The organism is Metabacillus sp. SLBN-84 (assembly GCF_053629595.1).
The window spans coordinates 1,818,816-1,833,916 of the sequence record NZ_JBRJIP010000001.1 but is presented as its reverse complement, the minus strand read 5'-3'; the positions used below and the strand labels follow the sequence as shown (position 1 = coordinate 1,833,916).

The 15,101-nt window shown below is 45.4% G+C and carries 12 protein-coding genes, 1 other RNA gene and 1 riboswitch; of the genes, 1 reads left to right on the top strand and 12 read right to left on the bottom strand.

The window, feature by feature from the left end; translation table 11 throughout:
* Nucleotides 1-44 precede the first annotated feature (44 nt).
* Nucleotides 45-803: a L,D-transpeptidase family protein gene (locus tag RKD52_RS09310; RefSeq protein ID WP_454099487.1), complete on the top strand. Its 759-nt coding sequence runs from the start codon at nucleotides 45-47 to the stop codon at nucleotides 801-803.
* 67 nt (nucleotides 804-870) lie between these two features.
* Here the strand turns inward: RKD52_RS09310 and RKD52_RS09305 are convergent, their stop codons facing one another.
* From RKD52_RS09305 to RKD52_RS09250, 12 genes are all read right to left on the bottom strand, one after another.
* Entirely contained in the window at nucleotides 871-2,181 is a 1,311-nt protein-coding gene (locus tag RKD52_RS09305; protein ID WP_454099486.1) for a nucleobase:cation symporter-2 family protein, read from the bottom strand.
* Nucleotides 2,178-2,768, bottom strand: coding sequence for a xanthine phosphoribosyltransferase (locus RKD52_RS09300; protein ID WP_369733704.1), 591 nt, complete (start codon nucleotides 2,766-2,768; stop codon nucleotides 2,178-2,180). Before RKD52_RS09300 ends, RKD52_RS09305 begins: the two co-directional genes overlap by 4 nt.
* 90 nt (nucleotides 2,769-2,858) lie before the next feature.
* Nucleotides 2,859-2,960, bottom strand: a riboswitch (purine riboswitch).
* Nucleotides 2,961-3,107: 147 nt separating this feature from the next.
* Entirely contained in the window at nucleotides 3,108-4,631 is a 1,524-nt protein-coding gene (locus tag RKD52_RS09295; RefSeq protein WP_454101179.1) for a carboxypeptidase M32, read from the bottom strand.
* Nucleotides 4,632-5,391: 760 nt separating this feature from the next.
* Nucleotides 5,392-7,329, bottom strand: a complete 1,938-nt coding sequence (locus RKD52_RS09290; protein ID WP_454099485.1) for an ATP-dependent DNA helicase — start codon at nucleotides 7,327-7,329, stop codon at nucleotides 5,392-5,394.
* Nucleotides 7,330-7,471: 142 nt separating this feature from the next.
* On the bottom strand, nucleotides 7,472-7,669 hold the full coding sequence (locus RKD52_RS09285) for a hypothetical protein (RefSeq protein ID WP_369733707.1): 198 nt from the start codon (nucleotides 7,667-7,669) through the stop codon (nucleotides 7,472-7,474).
* 55 nt (nucleotides 7,670-7,724) lie between these two features.
* The gene (locus tag RKD52_RS09280; protein WP_454099484.1) at nucleotides 7,725-8,876 is read right to left on the bottom strand and encodes a THUMP domain-containing class I SAM-dependent RNA methyltransferase; all 1,152 of its coding nucleotides are present in this window, start codon (nucleotides 8,874-8,876) and stop codon (nucleotides 7,725-7,727) included.
* Nucleotides 8,877-9,333: 457 nt separating this feature from the next.
* An RNA gene (gene rnpB, locus RKD52_RS09275) (RNase P RNA component class B) lies at nucleotides 9,334-9,724 on the bottom strand.
* Between the two features lie 69 nt (nucleotides 9,725-9,793).
* Complete coding sequence (gpsB, locus tag RKD52_RS09270) at nucleotides 9,794-10,099, bottom strand: cell division regulator GpsB (protein ID WP_029280358.1); 306 nt, start codon at nucleotides 10,097-10,099, stop codon at nucleotides 9,794-9,796.
* 77 nt (nucleotides 10,100-10,176) lie between these two features.
* Nucleotides 10,177-10,743 (bottom strand): DUF1273 domain-containing protein, encoded by a 567-nt coding sequence (locus RKD52_RS09265; protein ID WP_454099483.1) that lies wholly within the window; start codon nucleotides 10,741-10,743, stop codon nucleotides 10,177-10,179.
* Between the two features lie 64 nt (nucleotides 10,744-10,807).
* On the bottom strand, nucleotides 10,808-11,230 hold the full coding sequence (locus RKD52_RS09260) for a CotD family spore coat protein (protein ID WP_369733710.1): 423 nt from the start codon (nucleotides 11,228-11,230) through the stop codon (nucleotides 10,808-10,810).
* A 344-nt stretch (nucleotides 11,231-11,574) separates the two neighbouring features.
* Nucleotides 11,575-12,819: a ribonuclease H-like domain-containing protein gene (locus RKD52_RS09255; RefSeq protein ID WP_454099482.1), complete on the bottom strand. Its 1,245-nt coding sequence runs from the start codon at nucleotides 12,817-12,819 to the stop codon at nucleotides 11,575-11,577.
* Nucleotides 12,810-15,095, bottom strand: a complete 2,286-nt coding sequence (locus RKD52_RS09250) for a DEAD/DEAH box helicase (protein ID WP_454099481.1) — start codon at nucleotides 15,093-15,095, stop codon at nucleotides 12,810-12,812. The genes RKD52_RS09255 and RKD52_RS09250 overlap by 10 nt, the downstream gene beginning before the upstream one ends.
* Nucleotides 15,096-15,101 lie beyond the last annotated feature (6 nt).

The following is a 15,101-nucleotide window of genomic DNA, read 5'->3' as shown; positions in this document are numbered from 1 at the left end:
CATGTAGTAATTGCTTTCAATTACTAACATCAAAGGAGAGACACATGAAGAAACTATTCGTTATTTTCACCGCCGCGCTGTTTATCTTTTTCGGCGCAGGCATCAGCAAAACAGAGGCAGCAGGAAGTGACTTTATTATTATTAACAAGTCTAAAAATCAGCTCGCATTTTATCAGAACAGCAAGCTCAGCAGCGTGTTTAAAGTGGCGACCGGCAAAAAGCCCTCCTACACTCCTGAAGGAACCTTTAAAGTTGTCAGTAAGATTGTGAACAGACCTTACTACAAGCTCGGCATTCCAGGCGGTGACTCGCGCAACCCTCTTGGAAACCGCTGGCTCGGCATCAACGCCAGAGGCACGTGGGGCACAACGTATGCCATACACGGTAACAACAATCCAAGCTCCATCGGGCAGTACATCAGCAACGGATGCATCAGAATGTATGATAATGAAGTGGAATGGCTGTACAGCCAGGTGAAAATGAATACACCTGTTATCATAACATCTTCCGGCAGTTCGTTTGATGCCATTGCCTCATCAAAAGGATTTAAAGTGAGCGGCAGCAAAGCCGTATCATCTAAACCATCCGGATTTACGGGACAAAATCTGAAAAAAGGAAGCCGGGGAAGCGAAGTCAAACATCTCCAGCAGCTTCTCACCTCCAAAGGGTTCAACACCCGCGGCATTGACGGGATTTTCGGAAACAATACCGATAAAGCAGTGAGGTCTTTTCAAAAAAGCAAAAAGCTGTCATCAGACGGCATAGTCGGCCCGGCTACAAAAAAAGCTCTTAGTATGTATTAAAAAAGCCATACCCTGAAGATGTTCAGGGTATGGCTTTTCTTTTGGACATTATTTTGCATCAGAAGAATTAAGATGCATGTTTTTCGTTCAGACGAACGGCTTCGCTTTTTTCTTCTTTTCGTACAACATTGAATACAATATTCAGCAGAATGGCTGTCAGGCTTCCTGCCACAATGCCATTGTTGGTCAGGATTTTAACAGACTCGGGAAGAGTGGCGAACATATCAGGCACGGCAGTCACTCCAAGTCCCATTCCTACAGAGCACGCGATAATCAGCAAATTTTCCTGTGAAGCAAACTCTACCCTGCTCAGCATCTTGATGCCGTAAGCAATGACCATTCCAAACATGGCGATCATGGCCCCGCCAAGAACGGCTTCAGGAATAATGGTTGTGAAGGCCGCAATTTTCGGTACAAGTCCAAGCACCATGAGCATTCCTGCTGCTGTATAAATGACATTCCTTGATTTAACGCCCGAAAGAGAAATCAATCCTACATTTTGAGAATAGGCTGTATAAGGAAAAGCATTAAAGATTGCCCCAAGCAAGTAAGCGACACCCTCTGCACGGTACCCTTTCGCAAGATCCTCTTTAGTGATGTTCTTTTTCGTGAGATCTCCAAGCGCATAGTAAACCCCGGTTGACTCTACCAAACTGACGATTGCGACAAGGATCATTGTCAAAATCGGAGCAATCTCAAACGTCGGCGTTCCAAAGTAAAACGGCTTGCCGATCTGAAACCATCCTGCTTCAGAGACAGGCTGCAAATCTACCTTTCCCATAAACGCAGCCGCTGCCGTTCCAGCGATCAGTCCGATCAGGATGGAAACAGCGCGGATGAAACCAGTGAAAAATCTGTAAAGCAGAATAATAAACAGCAGAACACCAAAAGCAAGCGCAAGATTCGACGGAGATCCAAAATCAGCGGCCCCCTGTCCGCCCGCCATATTATTCATGGCAACCGGAATCAGCGTGATTCCGATAATCGTGACGACAGATCCTGTTACAACAGGCGGAAAGAATACAGCCAGCTTGCCAAACACGGTTGAAATCAGAATGACGAAAATTCCTGAAACTAAAATCGCACCATAGACAGAAGATATTCCGTATTCCGTCCCAATGGCGATCATTGGACCAACTGCTGTAAACGTGCATCCGAGCACAACCGGAAGGCCGATGCCGAAAAACTTGTTTTTCCACACCTGAAGAAGTGTAGCAAGACCGCACATGAAAATATCAATGGAAACAAGATAAGTCAGCTGTTCAGGCGTTAATCCGAGGGCTCCGCCTACAATCAGAGGCACGATAATCGCACCTGCGTACATGGCAAGAACGTGCTGAATGCCGAGTGAGAACACTTTAAAGGAATTGTTATTCATCGCACGGCCTCCGTTTCTTCAAGAAATTGCACCGTTCCGTTTTCAAGAGACTCGATTCGTGCGAGAGATTCCACGCGAAAGCCTTTTTCACGAAGCAATTTCCCGCCGTCCTGAAATGATTTTTCGATTACAATGCCCATGCCCGCGATTTTTGCTCCGGACTGCTTAACAATTTCGGCAAGTCCCAGTGCAGCCTGGCCATTTGCCAGAAAATCGTCAATGATGAGCACACGGTCTGTTTCTTTCAGATGTTCGCCTGAAACAGCGATCGTGTTTTCTTCCTGCTTCGTAAACGAATAAACAGCTGCTGTGAGAAGCTTGCCCTTTAACGTAAGAGAGCTGCGCTTCCTTGCAAAAACAACCGGCACGTTCAGCTCGAGCCCTGTCATTACCGATGGCGCAATTCCTGAGGATTCAAGGGTAAGAATTTTCGTAATGCCTTCGTTTTTAAATCTTCCTGCAAACTCTTTTCCTACTTCTCTCATTAAAAATGGATCAATTTGATGATTTAAAAAGGAGTCTACTTTCAATACCTGATCTGAAAGCACCTTTCCTTCACGTTTGATTTTTTCCTGCAGCATAATCATCCTATTTCCCTCCAGCTATAAAAAAACGGCATCGTCTCATAGAGTGAGACAATGCCGTTTAGAAGATCGCTTAAAAGAAGCAGGCTGCAAAACAAAGCACTGCTCACTCATAGTCAGATGATTAACGGTCATCCGGTAGAAACTTGCAGGCCATATCCCCGCGATTATATGAGTGTGCACGTTTTATTAGAATAGTAGCATTATAACAGGGTTTATTCGTTATGGGAAGAGGAATTAGAATAAAAAGCGAATAATGACACGATTTTCATTTTGGATTATTCGTATTTCTCTAAAAACTTTCATGTAAAAAACCGCACGGAATTCGTGCGGTTCCCTTAATTATTTTGCTGGCTCAAGCTGATACAGTTTCGAGTACTTCGCCTCAAGATGATCAATTAAATACTTGGCGTTCAGGCCTTCTCCTGTTACATCATGGAGGATCTCAAGCGGCTGCTTCATTCTTCCGTACTGATGAATCTTTTCTGTCAGCCAGTTTTTAATTGTGCCGAACTCACCGTTTTCAACAAGCTGGTCAAAGTCAGGCAAGTCTTTCAGCATCGCATGTTTAAATTGCGCGGCGTACATATAGCCAAGCGCATAGGACGGGAAATAGCCGAACATGCCGCCGGACCAGTGAACGTCCTGAAGCACGCCTTCTGCGTCATTTGATGGCGTTACGCCAAGGTACTCTGTATATTTTTCATTCCAGATGCGCGGAAGATCCTCTACTTCAATTTCATCATTAAATAAACCCTTCTCAATTTCATAGCGGATCATGATGTGAAGCGGATACGTCAGTTCATCTGCCTCGATGCGGATAAGTGACGGCTTGGATTCGTTGACTGCACGGTAGAAGTCATGGAGCGCTACATCATCAAACTGCCCGTCAGCATACTGCTTAAGCGAATCATAGTAACGGTTCCAGAATCCAGGATTTTTGCCGATGAATTTCTCATAGAAAAGAGACTGCGACTCATGAATCCCCATGGATGTACCGTCGCACAGCAGGGTTCCTTCAAGATCCTCTGAAATGTTCTGCTCATACAGCGCGTGACCGCATTCATGAATCGTACCGAAAAGCGCTGTACGGAAGTCTTTTTCAGCATATTTTGTTGTAACACGCACATCCCCGCGGTTTAGACTGATCGCAAATGGATGGACCGTCTCATCAAGGCGCCCCGCTTCAAAATCGTAGCCGAGCTCTTTAAGGAAAAACTCTGAGATCTGGCGCTGCTTGTCTTTTGAAATCGGTTCATACAAAAAGTGAGTTTCCGGCTGGTTCTGTGACTCCGTAATGCTTTTTACTAACGGCACAATGCGGCTTCTCAGTTCACCAAAAACCCGGTCAAGCACCTCAACGGTTACACCCGGCTCATACTGGTCAAGGAACGTGTCATATTTATTTTCTTTGTAGCCCCAGTACTCCAGAAACTTTTTGTTGGTGTCAACTAGCTTCTTCAAGTACGGTGCAAACAGGCTGAAATCCGATTTTTCCTTCGCTTCTTCCCACACAGACTCTGCTTTGGACTGAAGAATAACGTATTCTTTGTATTCTTCCTGCGGAATCACTTTGCTTAGTTTGTATTCTTTCTCACTTTCAAGAGCTGCTTTGAAGGTGATTTCCGAAACCTCATCCTTCGCGCTCAGAATCTGATCAATATAGGATTTCATTTCATCAGAAGTCTGCATTTGAAATACTTCCGTAGATAGAATGCCAATTGCCTGTGAACGCTGTTCAATCGCTTTTTTCGGTGCACCTGTGCGCAGATCCCAGAACATGAGCGAAATGGCTTCATTATAGCTTTTCATCTTTTGCAGGTACTCTAAAAATGACGTTTCAACGGATTGAATGGTCAATCTGATCACCCCTTATTTAGGTATGTAAAATAGTAGTAATTTTCTAACATTTTTAGATTAAAGGAAAGAAAAGGTCTTTGTCAATGATTTTATAAACTGACGGGTCGGTTTTATTTTTGTTATTGGAGGGATGATTCCGGTTTTTGCTTACCCTCTCAAATTGTTTTGCGGTTTCCGAGGGTGCGATTCGCTCGCTTGCTTACCCTCCCACATCGTTTTGCGGTTTCCGGGGGTACGATTCACGCGTTTGCTTACCCTCCCACATCGTTTCTCGGTTTCCGGGGGTACGATTCCTGGGCTTGCTTACCCTCCCACATCGTTTCTCGGTTTCCGGGGGTACGATTCACGCGTTTGCTTACCCTCCCGAATCGTTTCTCGGTTTCAGGGGGTACGATTCACGCGTTTGCTTACCCTCCCACATCGTTTCTCGGTTTCCGAGGGTACGATTCGCGCGTTTGCTTACCCTCCCGAATCGTTTTTCAGTTTCCGGGGGTACGATTCACGCGTTTGCTTACCTTCCCACATCGTTTTGCGGTTTCCGAGGGTACGATTCGCTCGCTTGTTTACCCTCCCACATCGTTTTGCGGTTTCCGGGGGTACGATTCGCTCGCTTGCTTACCCTCCCACATCGTTTCTCGGTTTCCGGGGGTACGATTCACGCGTTTGCTTACCCTCTCAAATCGTTTCTCGGTTTCCGAGGGTACGATTCGGGCTCTCCAGACTCATTTTCCATACAAAAAAAGCGAAGGGACTTCTCCCCTCGCTCTTACAGTTCTTCAGCTGTTACAGGCAATACGGATTTTACCTCTTCAAGTACGCTCAGATCCTGCTTTGTGGAGAGGTAGATTGAAATCTCCCCGCTGTCAGTGCTGGTTCTGATCAGGCGGCCAATGCCCTGTTTCAGTCTCAGCATCATATATGGCATATCCACATCAGCGAACGGATCGGCCGAGCTGCTCCGTTTTGATTCAAACACCGGGTCATTTGGAGGGAACGGCAGTGACCAGATGATCACGTTCGACAGGGATGCCCCTGGAATGTCTAGTCCTTCCCACAGATGCACGGCGCATAATACAGATGTCTCATTATTCTGGAACTCAGAAACAAGCTTGCTTATTTCCTGGTCTCCTTCAAATAAGAAGCGATAGTCTGCCTTGTGGGCTGATGCATAACGTTTAAATACGTCAAGTTCATCTCTCGTGTTAAACAGGACGAGCGCGCGGCCTCCTGATTGTTCAATTCTTTTCATTGTTTCCGCACATTTTACTTCATTGAGGGAAACTGACGCTGACACGTCGAGCAGTGAGATCTTCATGTTTTCTTCATAATCAAACGGCGATTCGACGTTCAATGACAAATAGTCTTTAATTCCAAGACTGCCTGCAATAAAGTCGAACGATCCATGGTTGGACAGTGTCGCTGATGAGAAGATATACGGCTTTTTCTGAGAAAATACTTTCTCTCTCAACACTTCTTCCACTGTTCTTGGCATTATGATCAGGGAGAAATCCTGCTCCCCGTTTTCAATCCAGTGGATGGCACCTTTTTGTTTATTAAAAAGGGAAATGGAAAATTCCATGCTGTCCAAATATTCCTCGACAATCTTCAGTTCGTAGGAATCAATGGTATACATTTCCCCTTCAAATACAAGGGCCTCTCCAATTTCAGCCAGCATCCTGTGCAGTTCAAGCCCCTGTTTCCGCAGCGTATCGTTCATCACAATCTTAGAGCGGTGTGAGCCTTTTACTTCTTCCGATGCTTCAAGCAGGCTGTCGAAAAATTCCTCGTTGATGACGAGCGTGTCTTCAACTAAATGGGCAAATTCTTCTCTGATGTCATTCTGAAGCAGTCTTTCAAGCAAAATGGCAAGCGTGCTGCTTTTCACTCTGTAGGTAAGGGCTTTTTGGGCTGCATATTCAAGAAGATGTCCTTCATCAAAAACAACCGAACTGTGCTCAGGCAGCAATGGCAGCTGTCCTTCACGCTTTCTTGAGTCGTATGTCCAGATATGCTCCATGTAGAAATCATGCGAGCAGACAATCAGGTCGGTTGCTTTCCGGTAGTGCTCGCGTGAAAGCGTCAGCCCGCAGCGATGCCTTTGGTCACATGACAGACAGTCCTGGAAAGAATCATAATTGACATTGCTCCACTCTTCATCTGTCAGGTTAGGATATTCTTTCCGGTCTCCGTAATGATAGAAAGACTGCATACCTGCTTTTTCATGGACAAAGCCCGGAAGCGACTCAAATAGATCAAGATACAGGTCATCACCTGTACGCTGAATCGTCTGATCCAGTTTTTTCAGGCACAAATACTGATCCTGGGATTTTCCGAGTCTCACATCAATGGTTAGATCCAGATGTTTTCTGAGCTTTGCAATATCCCCTTCATTTTTAACAAGCTGTTCAATCAGTGTTTCATCCGCACATGCAATAACAGCCGGTTTTCCGGTGTAGCGTGCATAGCTGATCGCATAGAGCAGATACACCAGTGTTTTTCCCGTTCCTACGCCAGCTTCTGCAAACATGACACTCTTTTCACGGAATGCACGTTCAAGCTGAAACGCCATAAAAATTTGTTCATCTCTAAGTTCAAAGCCTTTTTCAGGCAAAATATCGTAAAATACATCTCCGATCCAATTATTCAGCCCTTCATAGAAGGTTTCATTTTTGGAAACAGCAAATGGCAGACGTGACGTCGGCATGTATCAGATCCCCCGCAATCATTTATACTCAAACAACTATTTTCTCATTTGTCATTCTGTTCGTCAACTGCTGTGAGCTGACTATGCCCCTGAATTAAGGAGCCATGAAAAAAGACAGGCTTTCATCATATGAAAGCCTATCTCAGCGGTCGTACAGCGTATCAATCATTACCTTTTGGTCAATCGCAGAAGCATGTGCCACTGCTTTTAGAAAATCAGCTCTTGCACTGCTCAGTGATGCATGCGCAGCCGCTTCATCTCCGTTTTCAATTAGAGACAAATAAGTAGATGACAACGCCTTTGATATGAGATTAAAATCATTGTTTCCGCCCAGAATCACTCACTCCTTGAAAAGAAATCAATACTGTTTTCAGTGTATTCAAGGAGCGAGACTTCTATACCTCTTTTCGTTCTCTCGGCGGGCGTTTTCCCCAATACTGATAATAATCCGTTTCGATAAACCCGTTAAAAAGCTTGCGTTTTTTCGTAGCCTGCCTGCCGTAAAAATCTTCAAAGCCTTTATGGGAGGTCAGCATGTAGACAGACCAAGTTTCATGAGGGAGCAGAGCCCGTCCCATGCCTTTATACAATTGCTCAACTTCTTCTTTTTCTCCCAGACGTTCGCCGTATGGCGGGTTTCCGACAATTACGCCATACTCTTTGCGGGTCGTGAAATCACTGACCTGCATTTGTTTAAATTGAATAATGCCGCCAAGACCAGCCTCATCCGCATTTTCCTCTGCAATCGAAATCATGCGGTGGTCAATGTCATAGCCCGAAATATCGAGCTCCAGATCATAGTTTGCAAGATCTTCTGCTTCTGTGCGTGCTTGGTCCCAATGACTATTGCCGATGATATCCCATTGTTCGGAAACAAACTCCCGGTTAAAACCAGGGGCAATGTTCTGTCCGATTAATGCCGCTTCTATCGGAATCGTGCCCGATCCGCAGAAAGGGTCTACAAACGGACGGTCAGGCGTCCAGTTTGTGAGCATCACCAGAGCAGCAGCCAGTGTTTCCTTAAGTGGCGCCCCTCCCTGGTCAAGCCTGAAGCCGCGCTTGTGAAGCCCTGCGCCGCTTGTATCAATCGTCAAGGTCGCCGTATCTTTTAATAGAGCAATTTCCACTTTATAAAGCGGACCTGATTCTTCGTACCACTCTGAAGCAATCTTGTACTGCTGCTTCAGTTTTTCGGCAATTGCCTTTTTCACGATACGCTGACAGTCAGGCACACTGTAAAGCTTTGATTTTACCGATTTTCCCGTGACTGGGAATTCTGCCTGGCGGGGAATAATTGCTCCCCAGTCAAGAGCCTTTGTTTTTTCAAACAGATCGTCAAAAGAGTAGGCTTTAAACTCGCCCACTTTCAGCTTTACGCGGTCAGCTGTGCGAAGCCATAAATTCAGTCGGGGAATATCTTTTGGATCCGCCTCAAATGTCACTTTGCCGTTGTCGGTCGTGCATTCATATCCAAGATCCCGCACTTCTTTGGCAACAAGCGCCTCAAGTCCCATGGCAGCTGTTGCAATTAATGTCACCTTACTCATTGCATCACCTTCTAAATCAGACTGCAGGATAAGCCTGCAGATCCATTTTTATTTCAATTTTTATTTCATTCTATTTTGTGCATAGTGTACGCAGCTCAAACTTCCTGTAACCGTGCGGGCGATTCCGCTTTTCTCATTGTCCAGCTCCACCGCCCAACTCCTCCGTCAGAACAAAATCCCCCAAAAAGTCAAACCCGGACTTTTCGGGTGATTTCTTTCCTGCCTGTCGGAGCAAAACGGGCGATTCCGCTTTTCTCATTGTCCAGTTCCATCGCCTAACTCCTCGGCCAGAACGGCTCCGCCAAAAAAAGCAAACCCGGCTTTTTCCGGCGGATCCTTTTCTGACCTTCGGAGCTGAACAAGGCGATTCCACTTTTCTATATGTAAATAAATGAAAAGCTCTCATCACTTATGAAGAGAGCCTGTTTTAAACATGTTAAGTTTACCTGAAATAACGTTCTGTAAGCCATGTTTTGTCCCTTTGTACTGCAAACGGCCGGTATCACCTCGTACTCCGGTGGTAATCATCTATCTACGGAAGCTTAAAGCTTCCGGCCTTCTCCTTGTTCAGTTCCTAAGAGAAGGTGCCCCTACCTATATTTGGGTTTCTCGCTCGAGGGGTTTACCGCGTTCCACTCCTCAGGTTTCCCTGAGGACTACGTCACTGTGGCACTTTCAAGGTAGCAGAGCCATATCCGAAGACTTAGGCCCCTTCCCTGCCGTCAGCCGGATCACCCGGCTGCCCTAGCTTATGACTTCGCTAGGCACGAACACTACGGGCATCTCAGCACCGTGCGAGCATGGACTTTCCTCTACAGCCCTAAAGACTGCAGCGATTACCTGAACGTTATTATTTTTTAAGAGCAAATACTAGTATAGTTAATTACAGACAGGATTGCAAGAGCAAATAATGGAAATCAATCGTAAAGCTTGCTTCCGAATACGTGCTTCTCAAGGTTCGATAAACGTTTCAGAATATCAAAGTTTGTCGTGTTTGTCTGTACAGGCTGAACTTGCTTGCGGTTGAATGAGTCTTCAAGCTGTTTTGTCAGACGCAGGTTTTCCTGCTGAAGCTCTTCAATTTCCTGATGGAATGTTTCATAATCCTTGATGATCAAATCAAGAAACTTATCCACGTCTTCCTGTTTGTAGCCGCGCATTCCCTGTTTAAATTCTTTTTCTAAGATTTCTTTCGCTGTTAATTTAATTTTATCGGAAAGCATCTCTTTCACCTCGTCACACTGAAATCATCTTTTCATATTTTTTCATAGTTCTGATGCAGTTGTCAATTTTTCTTCAGTTATTCGCCTGTCCAAAAATGATCCTTGCTTTGCTCTTCTTCCACAATGAGCTGCAGATCTGCAAAAGAAATCGTCATGATGGAGTATTCGCGGGACTCTGCCTTTTTTCTGGCCGTCTCGAGCAAATATTTTGGAGACCCAGGGTTTTCTTCGTCATAAACCAGCAGGAGTCCTTCACTTTTTGAAACAAAAAATTCATTTTTCACTCTGAACTGATTTGGATTATCATATTTTCTTTTTGTGATGCTGTCAACAAAGTCGGCCGATGACACAATGTATTCGTAATATTCTTTATTGTCTTCATTCCATTTTTCTTCCTGCTCCAAAAATGGAGTCAGAATGCCGAGCTTTAGTTCATCATACTCTACCTGCAAATCAAAGACAACCTCTGCAGCCCAGAGCTCTATTCCGAGCTGGCCGCTGATCAGCACCCACTCGAGTCCTTCTTCTGCAAGGGGCCGCAATGATTTTTCAATGGCTTTTTTTATGTAGGCGACTCCCGGGTCATCATTTTTAAAGATGCCGAGTTCAAAAGGTTTGTATCCGGATACCGTGATGACCTTCATTTTGTATGTCTCCCTTCAAAGAAGATAGGAGCTGACATGTTTCATCAGCTCCTAAGGTGAGGTATTAACGGCCGTAAGGACTCATAGGGGGTCTTCCGCCGCCGCAGTTGAATTGTTGGTTTGAAACAGAGTTTACCATAGAATTTGTTTGAGGGAAATAATGCTTGTGCTGAATGTTCTGGTGGTTAACGACAGTTGTGTGAGTCGGGTGGATATGAGGAACAACTGTAGTAGAGAAAGTATGCTGCACGCAGCACTTTGTCGGATGAACAATCGGCGGACACATTTTGACAGGTCCCATCGGCATCATCGGCATTTGAGCACCGGCCACCATATTTGGAGCTGGCATGTTAGGTCCCATTTGTGCACCTGCCACCATATTTGGAGCTGGCATGTTCATTTGAGCGCCGCCTACCATATTCGGCATGTTCGGCCCCATTTGAGCGCCGCCCACCATATTCGGAGGCATGTTGTTATTTGGCATCATGTTTGTTTGTCTCCTTTCCTTCATTTCTTATCTGTCTTACAGTGATAGTCTATGAAGCAAGGAGTGTACATGTACTGATGCAATAACCTATTTTTTACAAGAATGCATAGAAACTGTCTTTGAAGTTTGAAAAGATGAAGACTGTTGCAAATAAGACGATGAAAAACAAGTAGAAGATGCCTTTGTACATGATCGTGCTCACCCCGGTTATTAATGTTTACAGTCCCTAATTTTACACGCATCTTCACCGTTCTACAATTACTTGAATGCCCAACTTAAAAATTTCACAATATCGACAAATTTCACGCGAAAAAGAGCGGATTATGCGGTTCCCCGGGGAATAATTACCCCATTTTATTCCCCAGCCGTTTCATTCTTTTTAAAAGCTCTGCCTTCTCTTTTTGTGAATCGGTTTTCAGCGCCTGATCCTTTTCCTTTACTGCAAGATATGCTGATGTGGCAAATGAAAGGGCCTTTTTTGCATCTTTCGCCTTGTGCTCATAATACTTTGCCGCTTCAACTGATGCCTTTATCTTATATTTCAAGCTTCCGCCTTCCGCACAAGAGAGGAATATCGGCAGTGCTTCTTCCATCTTATTGTTCTTTTTCAGCTGCATCGCCATCTCGAATTTCGCTTCAAATTCCCTCTCTGAGCCTGATTCTGCTGCAGATTTAAATGTGTCGAAGGCTGCCGCCTTTTCGCCTGCCGACAGCAGCCAGCGCGCGACTTCATATTGCTCAATGCCGGTTGCTTCGACAGAGGGAAACAAAATTCTGTGTGTGAGATGCGTGTAGAGAGTGATGAGTGAAAGAATATCCATTTCATTATGAGTCAGCACACCGCTGATGTGATCTGGATCCTCTGACTGAACATAGCTGAAATACAGCATGGGAGCAAGATAACCCGGAACATCATGCTCCCTCTCGATTCCAAGAATCTCCTTCTCGACATGACTCAATTTAACCGACTCAAGCCTCGTTTTCCAAAGCCTTCTGGCAGCATGAAAAAGATCGAAATGGCCGAAGGACGGAAGCTTCGGCACCTGATCTTTAATCAGCGTATGCCGCGTTTTCACCTGAGGCCAGTCAAAGGCTTTACCGTTATAAGTGACAAGGGTTTTCGTATTGACCCGGCTCAGAAAACTTTGATAAAGCGCCACTTCATTTCCCGGTTTCGGCAGAAAATGCTGAACGACTTTAACTTTATCCTCAAACACCTGCGCATGGCCAAGCAGAAAGATCGTATTTCCCGCCCCGCCCCCAAGACCTGTCGTTTCTGTGTCAAAGAAAAAGAGATCCTGCGATTGATGCTCTTTAGAAGAAAGCGGATGAAGGCTGTCTCTCTCATTCCACAGGGAAACCGCTCTATGAAATTCACCAAGCTGATAGAGGCCGTGCTGAAAAGAAAGATCATATGTCCTTTCCCTTACAAGACAGTACTCACCATCAAACCAGAACGGTTTTGTATCAAGTGACTCCCACTTTGAAAGGTGCGGCACTTCTCCTTCAGGCTCCCTTTTGACAGTCTCTGGTTTCTCTTCCAGTGACATATGTGATTTTAACCGGTTTAGCTTTCCTTTTAACGACAAGAATCTTCTGCTCCTTTAAGACCGTTTAATAAGTAAAGGGTATCCTTCTTTTGATGGTCGGATCCTTCCAGGCCCGTGCACGACGGACAGCCTGTTTCACAGGGGCATCCGCTGATCATGGCATACGTTTCACCGAGCACGATTTCCATTGTCTCAAATACTTTCCCAGCAAGACCGACTCCTCCGGGATACTTATCATAGAGAAAAACGGTAGGCTGGTCATTATGCGTCGCCTTCATTTGCGGAACAACGCTTATATCAGACGGGTCACACATGACGCTGATCGGCACAATATGCTTCAAGGCATGCGCCAGACCGAGAAGGGCTTCTTCAAGCCTGTCTTTCTTCAGCATTCCGGCAAGTTCATCCGAAAGACTGATCCACGCAGCATTTGTGTGCAATTCTTCTTCCGGAAGGTGGATGGGGCCCGATCCGATATTCTCATGTGTGTCAAACTTGATTTTTTTAAAAATGGTCGCCATAGCCTGAACCGTAACATCCCCGTATCCTAGATGGTGGGTATCTTTTGTTCTCGTTTTGTCTTCTTCAAGCACTTTCAGCTGCACGGCAAGATTTGCATCTGTAAAATAATCGACATCCACTTCTCTTACAAAGGCTTTTTTCTCTTCCCAGTCGAGCATCTCCACCTGATACTGAATGCCCTGATGAAGGTAGATCGCCTCATCATGAAGCAGGGTCATGGCGCTGAATCTGTCCATCTCCCCGATGACTTTGACGTTTGCAACATCCGACTGGTCAATGATGACGACATTTTCCTGCGAAGCCGAGCGCAGACTGATGTTGTGGGCCGGGAAAGAATCGTTCATCCAGTGATATTTGTCTCTATTAAAATAGAGAACTTTCTCTTCTGTCAGAAATTCCAGAATCTCCTCGATATCCAATTGTCCGAATGATTCATCCTTTTTGAAAGGCAGTTCAAACGCTGCACATTTAATATGATCCACAAGAACAATAAGATTGTCAGGATTAATAATGGCCGTTTCCGGATTCTGCCTGAAAAAATAATCCGGGTGCTGAATGATGTACTGATCAATTGGGGTCGATCCCGCCACCATTACAATCAGGGCTTCCCCGCTTCTTCTGCCGGCACGGCCCGCCTGCTGCCAGGCACTCGCGATGGTTCCAGGATAGCCTGTCATAATGCAGACCTGAAGCTGTCCAATATCAACCCCGAGTTCAAGGGCATTTGTGCTGACAACGCCAAGGATCTCTCCGTTCCTCAACCCTTTTTCAATCTCGCGCCTTTGTTTAGGCAGGTATCCTCCCCTGTAGCCGCGTATCGTCTTCTTTCCAAGCTCCCCTTTGATCAGCTCCTGCAAGTACGTCAAAATAATCTCCACACGCACCCTGCTCCTTGCAAATACGATTGTCTGAATTTTATTTTTAAGAAGTTCGGATGCTATCTTTCTTACTTCCAGTGTAGCGCTTTTCCGGATATTCAGCGGCTTGTTGACGATTGGAGGATTGTAAAAAAGAAAGTGCTTTTTCCCCGAGGGGGCACCGTTATCATCAACGAGCACTACGTCTTCCCCAAGCAGCTCTTCTGCAAGCTCCTTTGGATTGGCAATCGTTGCTGATGTGCAGATAAAGACCGGATTGCTACCGTAAAAACGGCAAATGCGTTTTAGCCTGCGGATCACATTTGCGACATGGCTGCCGAATATTCCCCTGTAAATATGAAGTTCATCAATAATGATATACTTCAAGTTTTCAAAAAGGGAAACCCATTTTGTATGATGGGGCAAGATTGCTGAGTGAAGCATATCAGGATTTGTCATGACAATGTGACCCGCCTTCCGGATGACATTCCGGATTGTCGGAGCAGTGTCTCCATCGTAAGTGTATGAATTGATTGGAACGCCAAGCTCTGTAATCAGCTCATTCAATTCGCTTTTCTGGTCCTGGGCAAGTGCTTTGGTAGGAAACAAATAAAGCGCCCTGCTGCTTTCATCTTGAACGATCTGCTGCAAAACCGGAAGATTGTAGCAGAGCGTTTTTCCTGAAGCAGTCGGAGTGACGGCAACAAAGCTTTTTCTGCTGCGTGCAAGCTCATAGGCTGTAGCCTGATGGGTATAAAGAGACCCTATGCCTCTTGCTGCAAGCGCCTCTCTTAATCTGATGTCAACAGAAGACGGCATAGCGGCTGTTCTTGCTTCTCTTGGTTCTATCGTATGAGCATGTACAATCTGCTCTTTAAATTCTTCATCGCGTTTTAAAAAATCAATAATTTCTGACAGTGATTGCTTTCTTCGCACTCTGAT

Bases quoted from the DNA above. Each gene is read 5' to 3' on its own strand.
- RKD52_RS09305 (WP_454099486.1), bottom strand. From the start codon at position 2,181: ATGAATAACAATTCCTTTAAAGTGTTCTCACTCGGCATTCAGCACGTT.
- RKD52_RS09300 (WP_369733704.1), bottom strand. From the start codon at position 2,768: ATGATTATGCTGCAGGAAAAAATCAAACGTGAAGGAAAGGTGCTTTCA.
- RKD52_RS09265 (WP_454099483.1), bottom strand. From the start codon at position 10,743: ATGAAGGTCATCACGGTATCCGGATACAAACCTTTTGAACTCGGCATC.
- RKD52_RS09310 (WP_454099487.1), top strand. From the start codon at position 45: ATGAAGAAACTATTCGTTATTTTCACCGCCGCGCTGTTTATCTTTTTC.
- gpsB (WP_029280358.1), bottom strand. From the start codon at position 10,099: ATGCTTTCCGATAAAATTAAATTAACAGCGAAAGAAATCTTAGAAAAA.
- RKD52_RS09290 (WP_454099485.1), bottom strand. From the start codon at position 7,329: ATGCCGACGTCACGTCTGCCATTTGCTGTTTCCAAAAATGAAACCTTC.
- RKD52_RS09260 (WP_369733710.1), bottom strand. From the start codon at position 11,230: ATGATGCCAAATAACAACATGCCTCCGAATATGGTGGGCGGCGCTCAA.
- RKD52_RS09280 (WP_454099484.1), bottom strand. From the start codon at position 8,876: ATGAGTAAGGTGACATTAATTGCAACAGCTGCCATGGGACTTGAGGCG.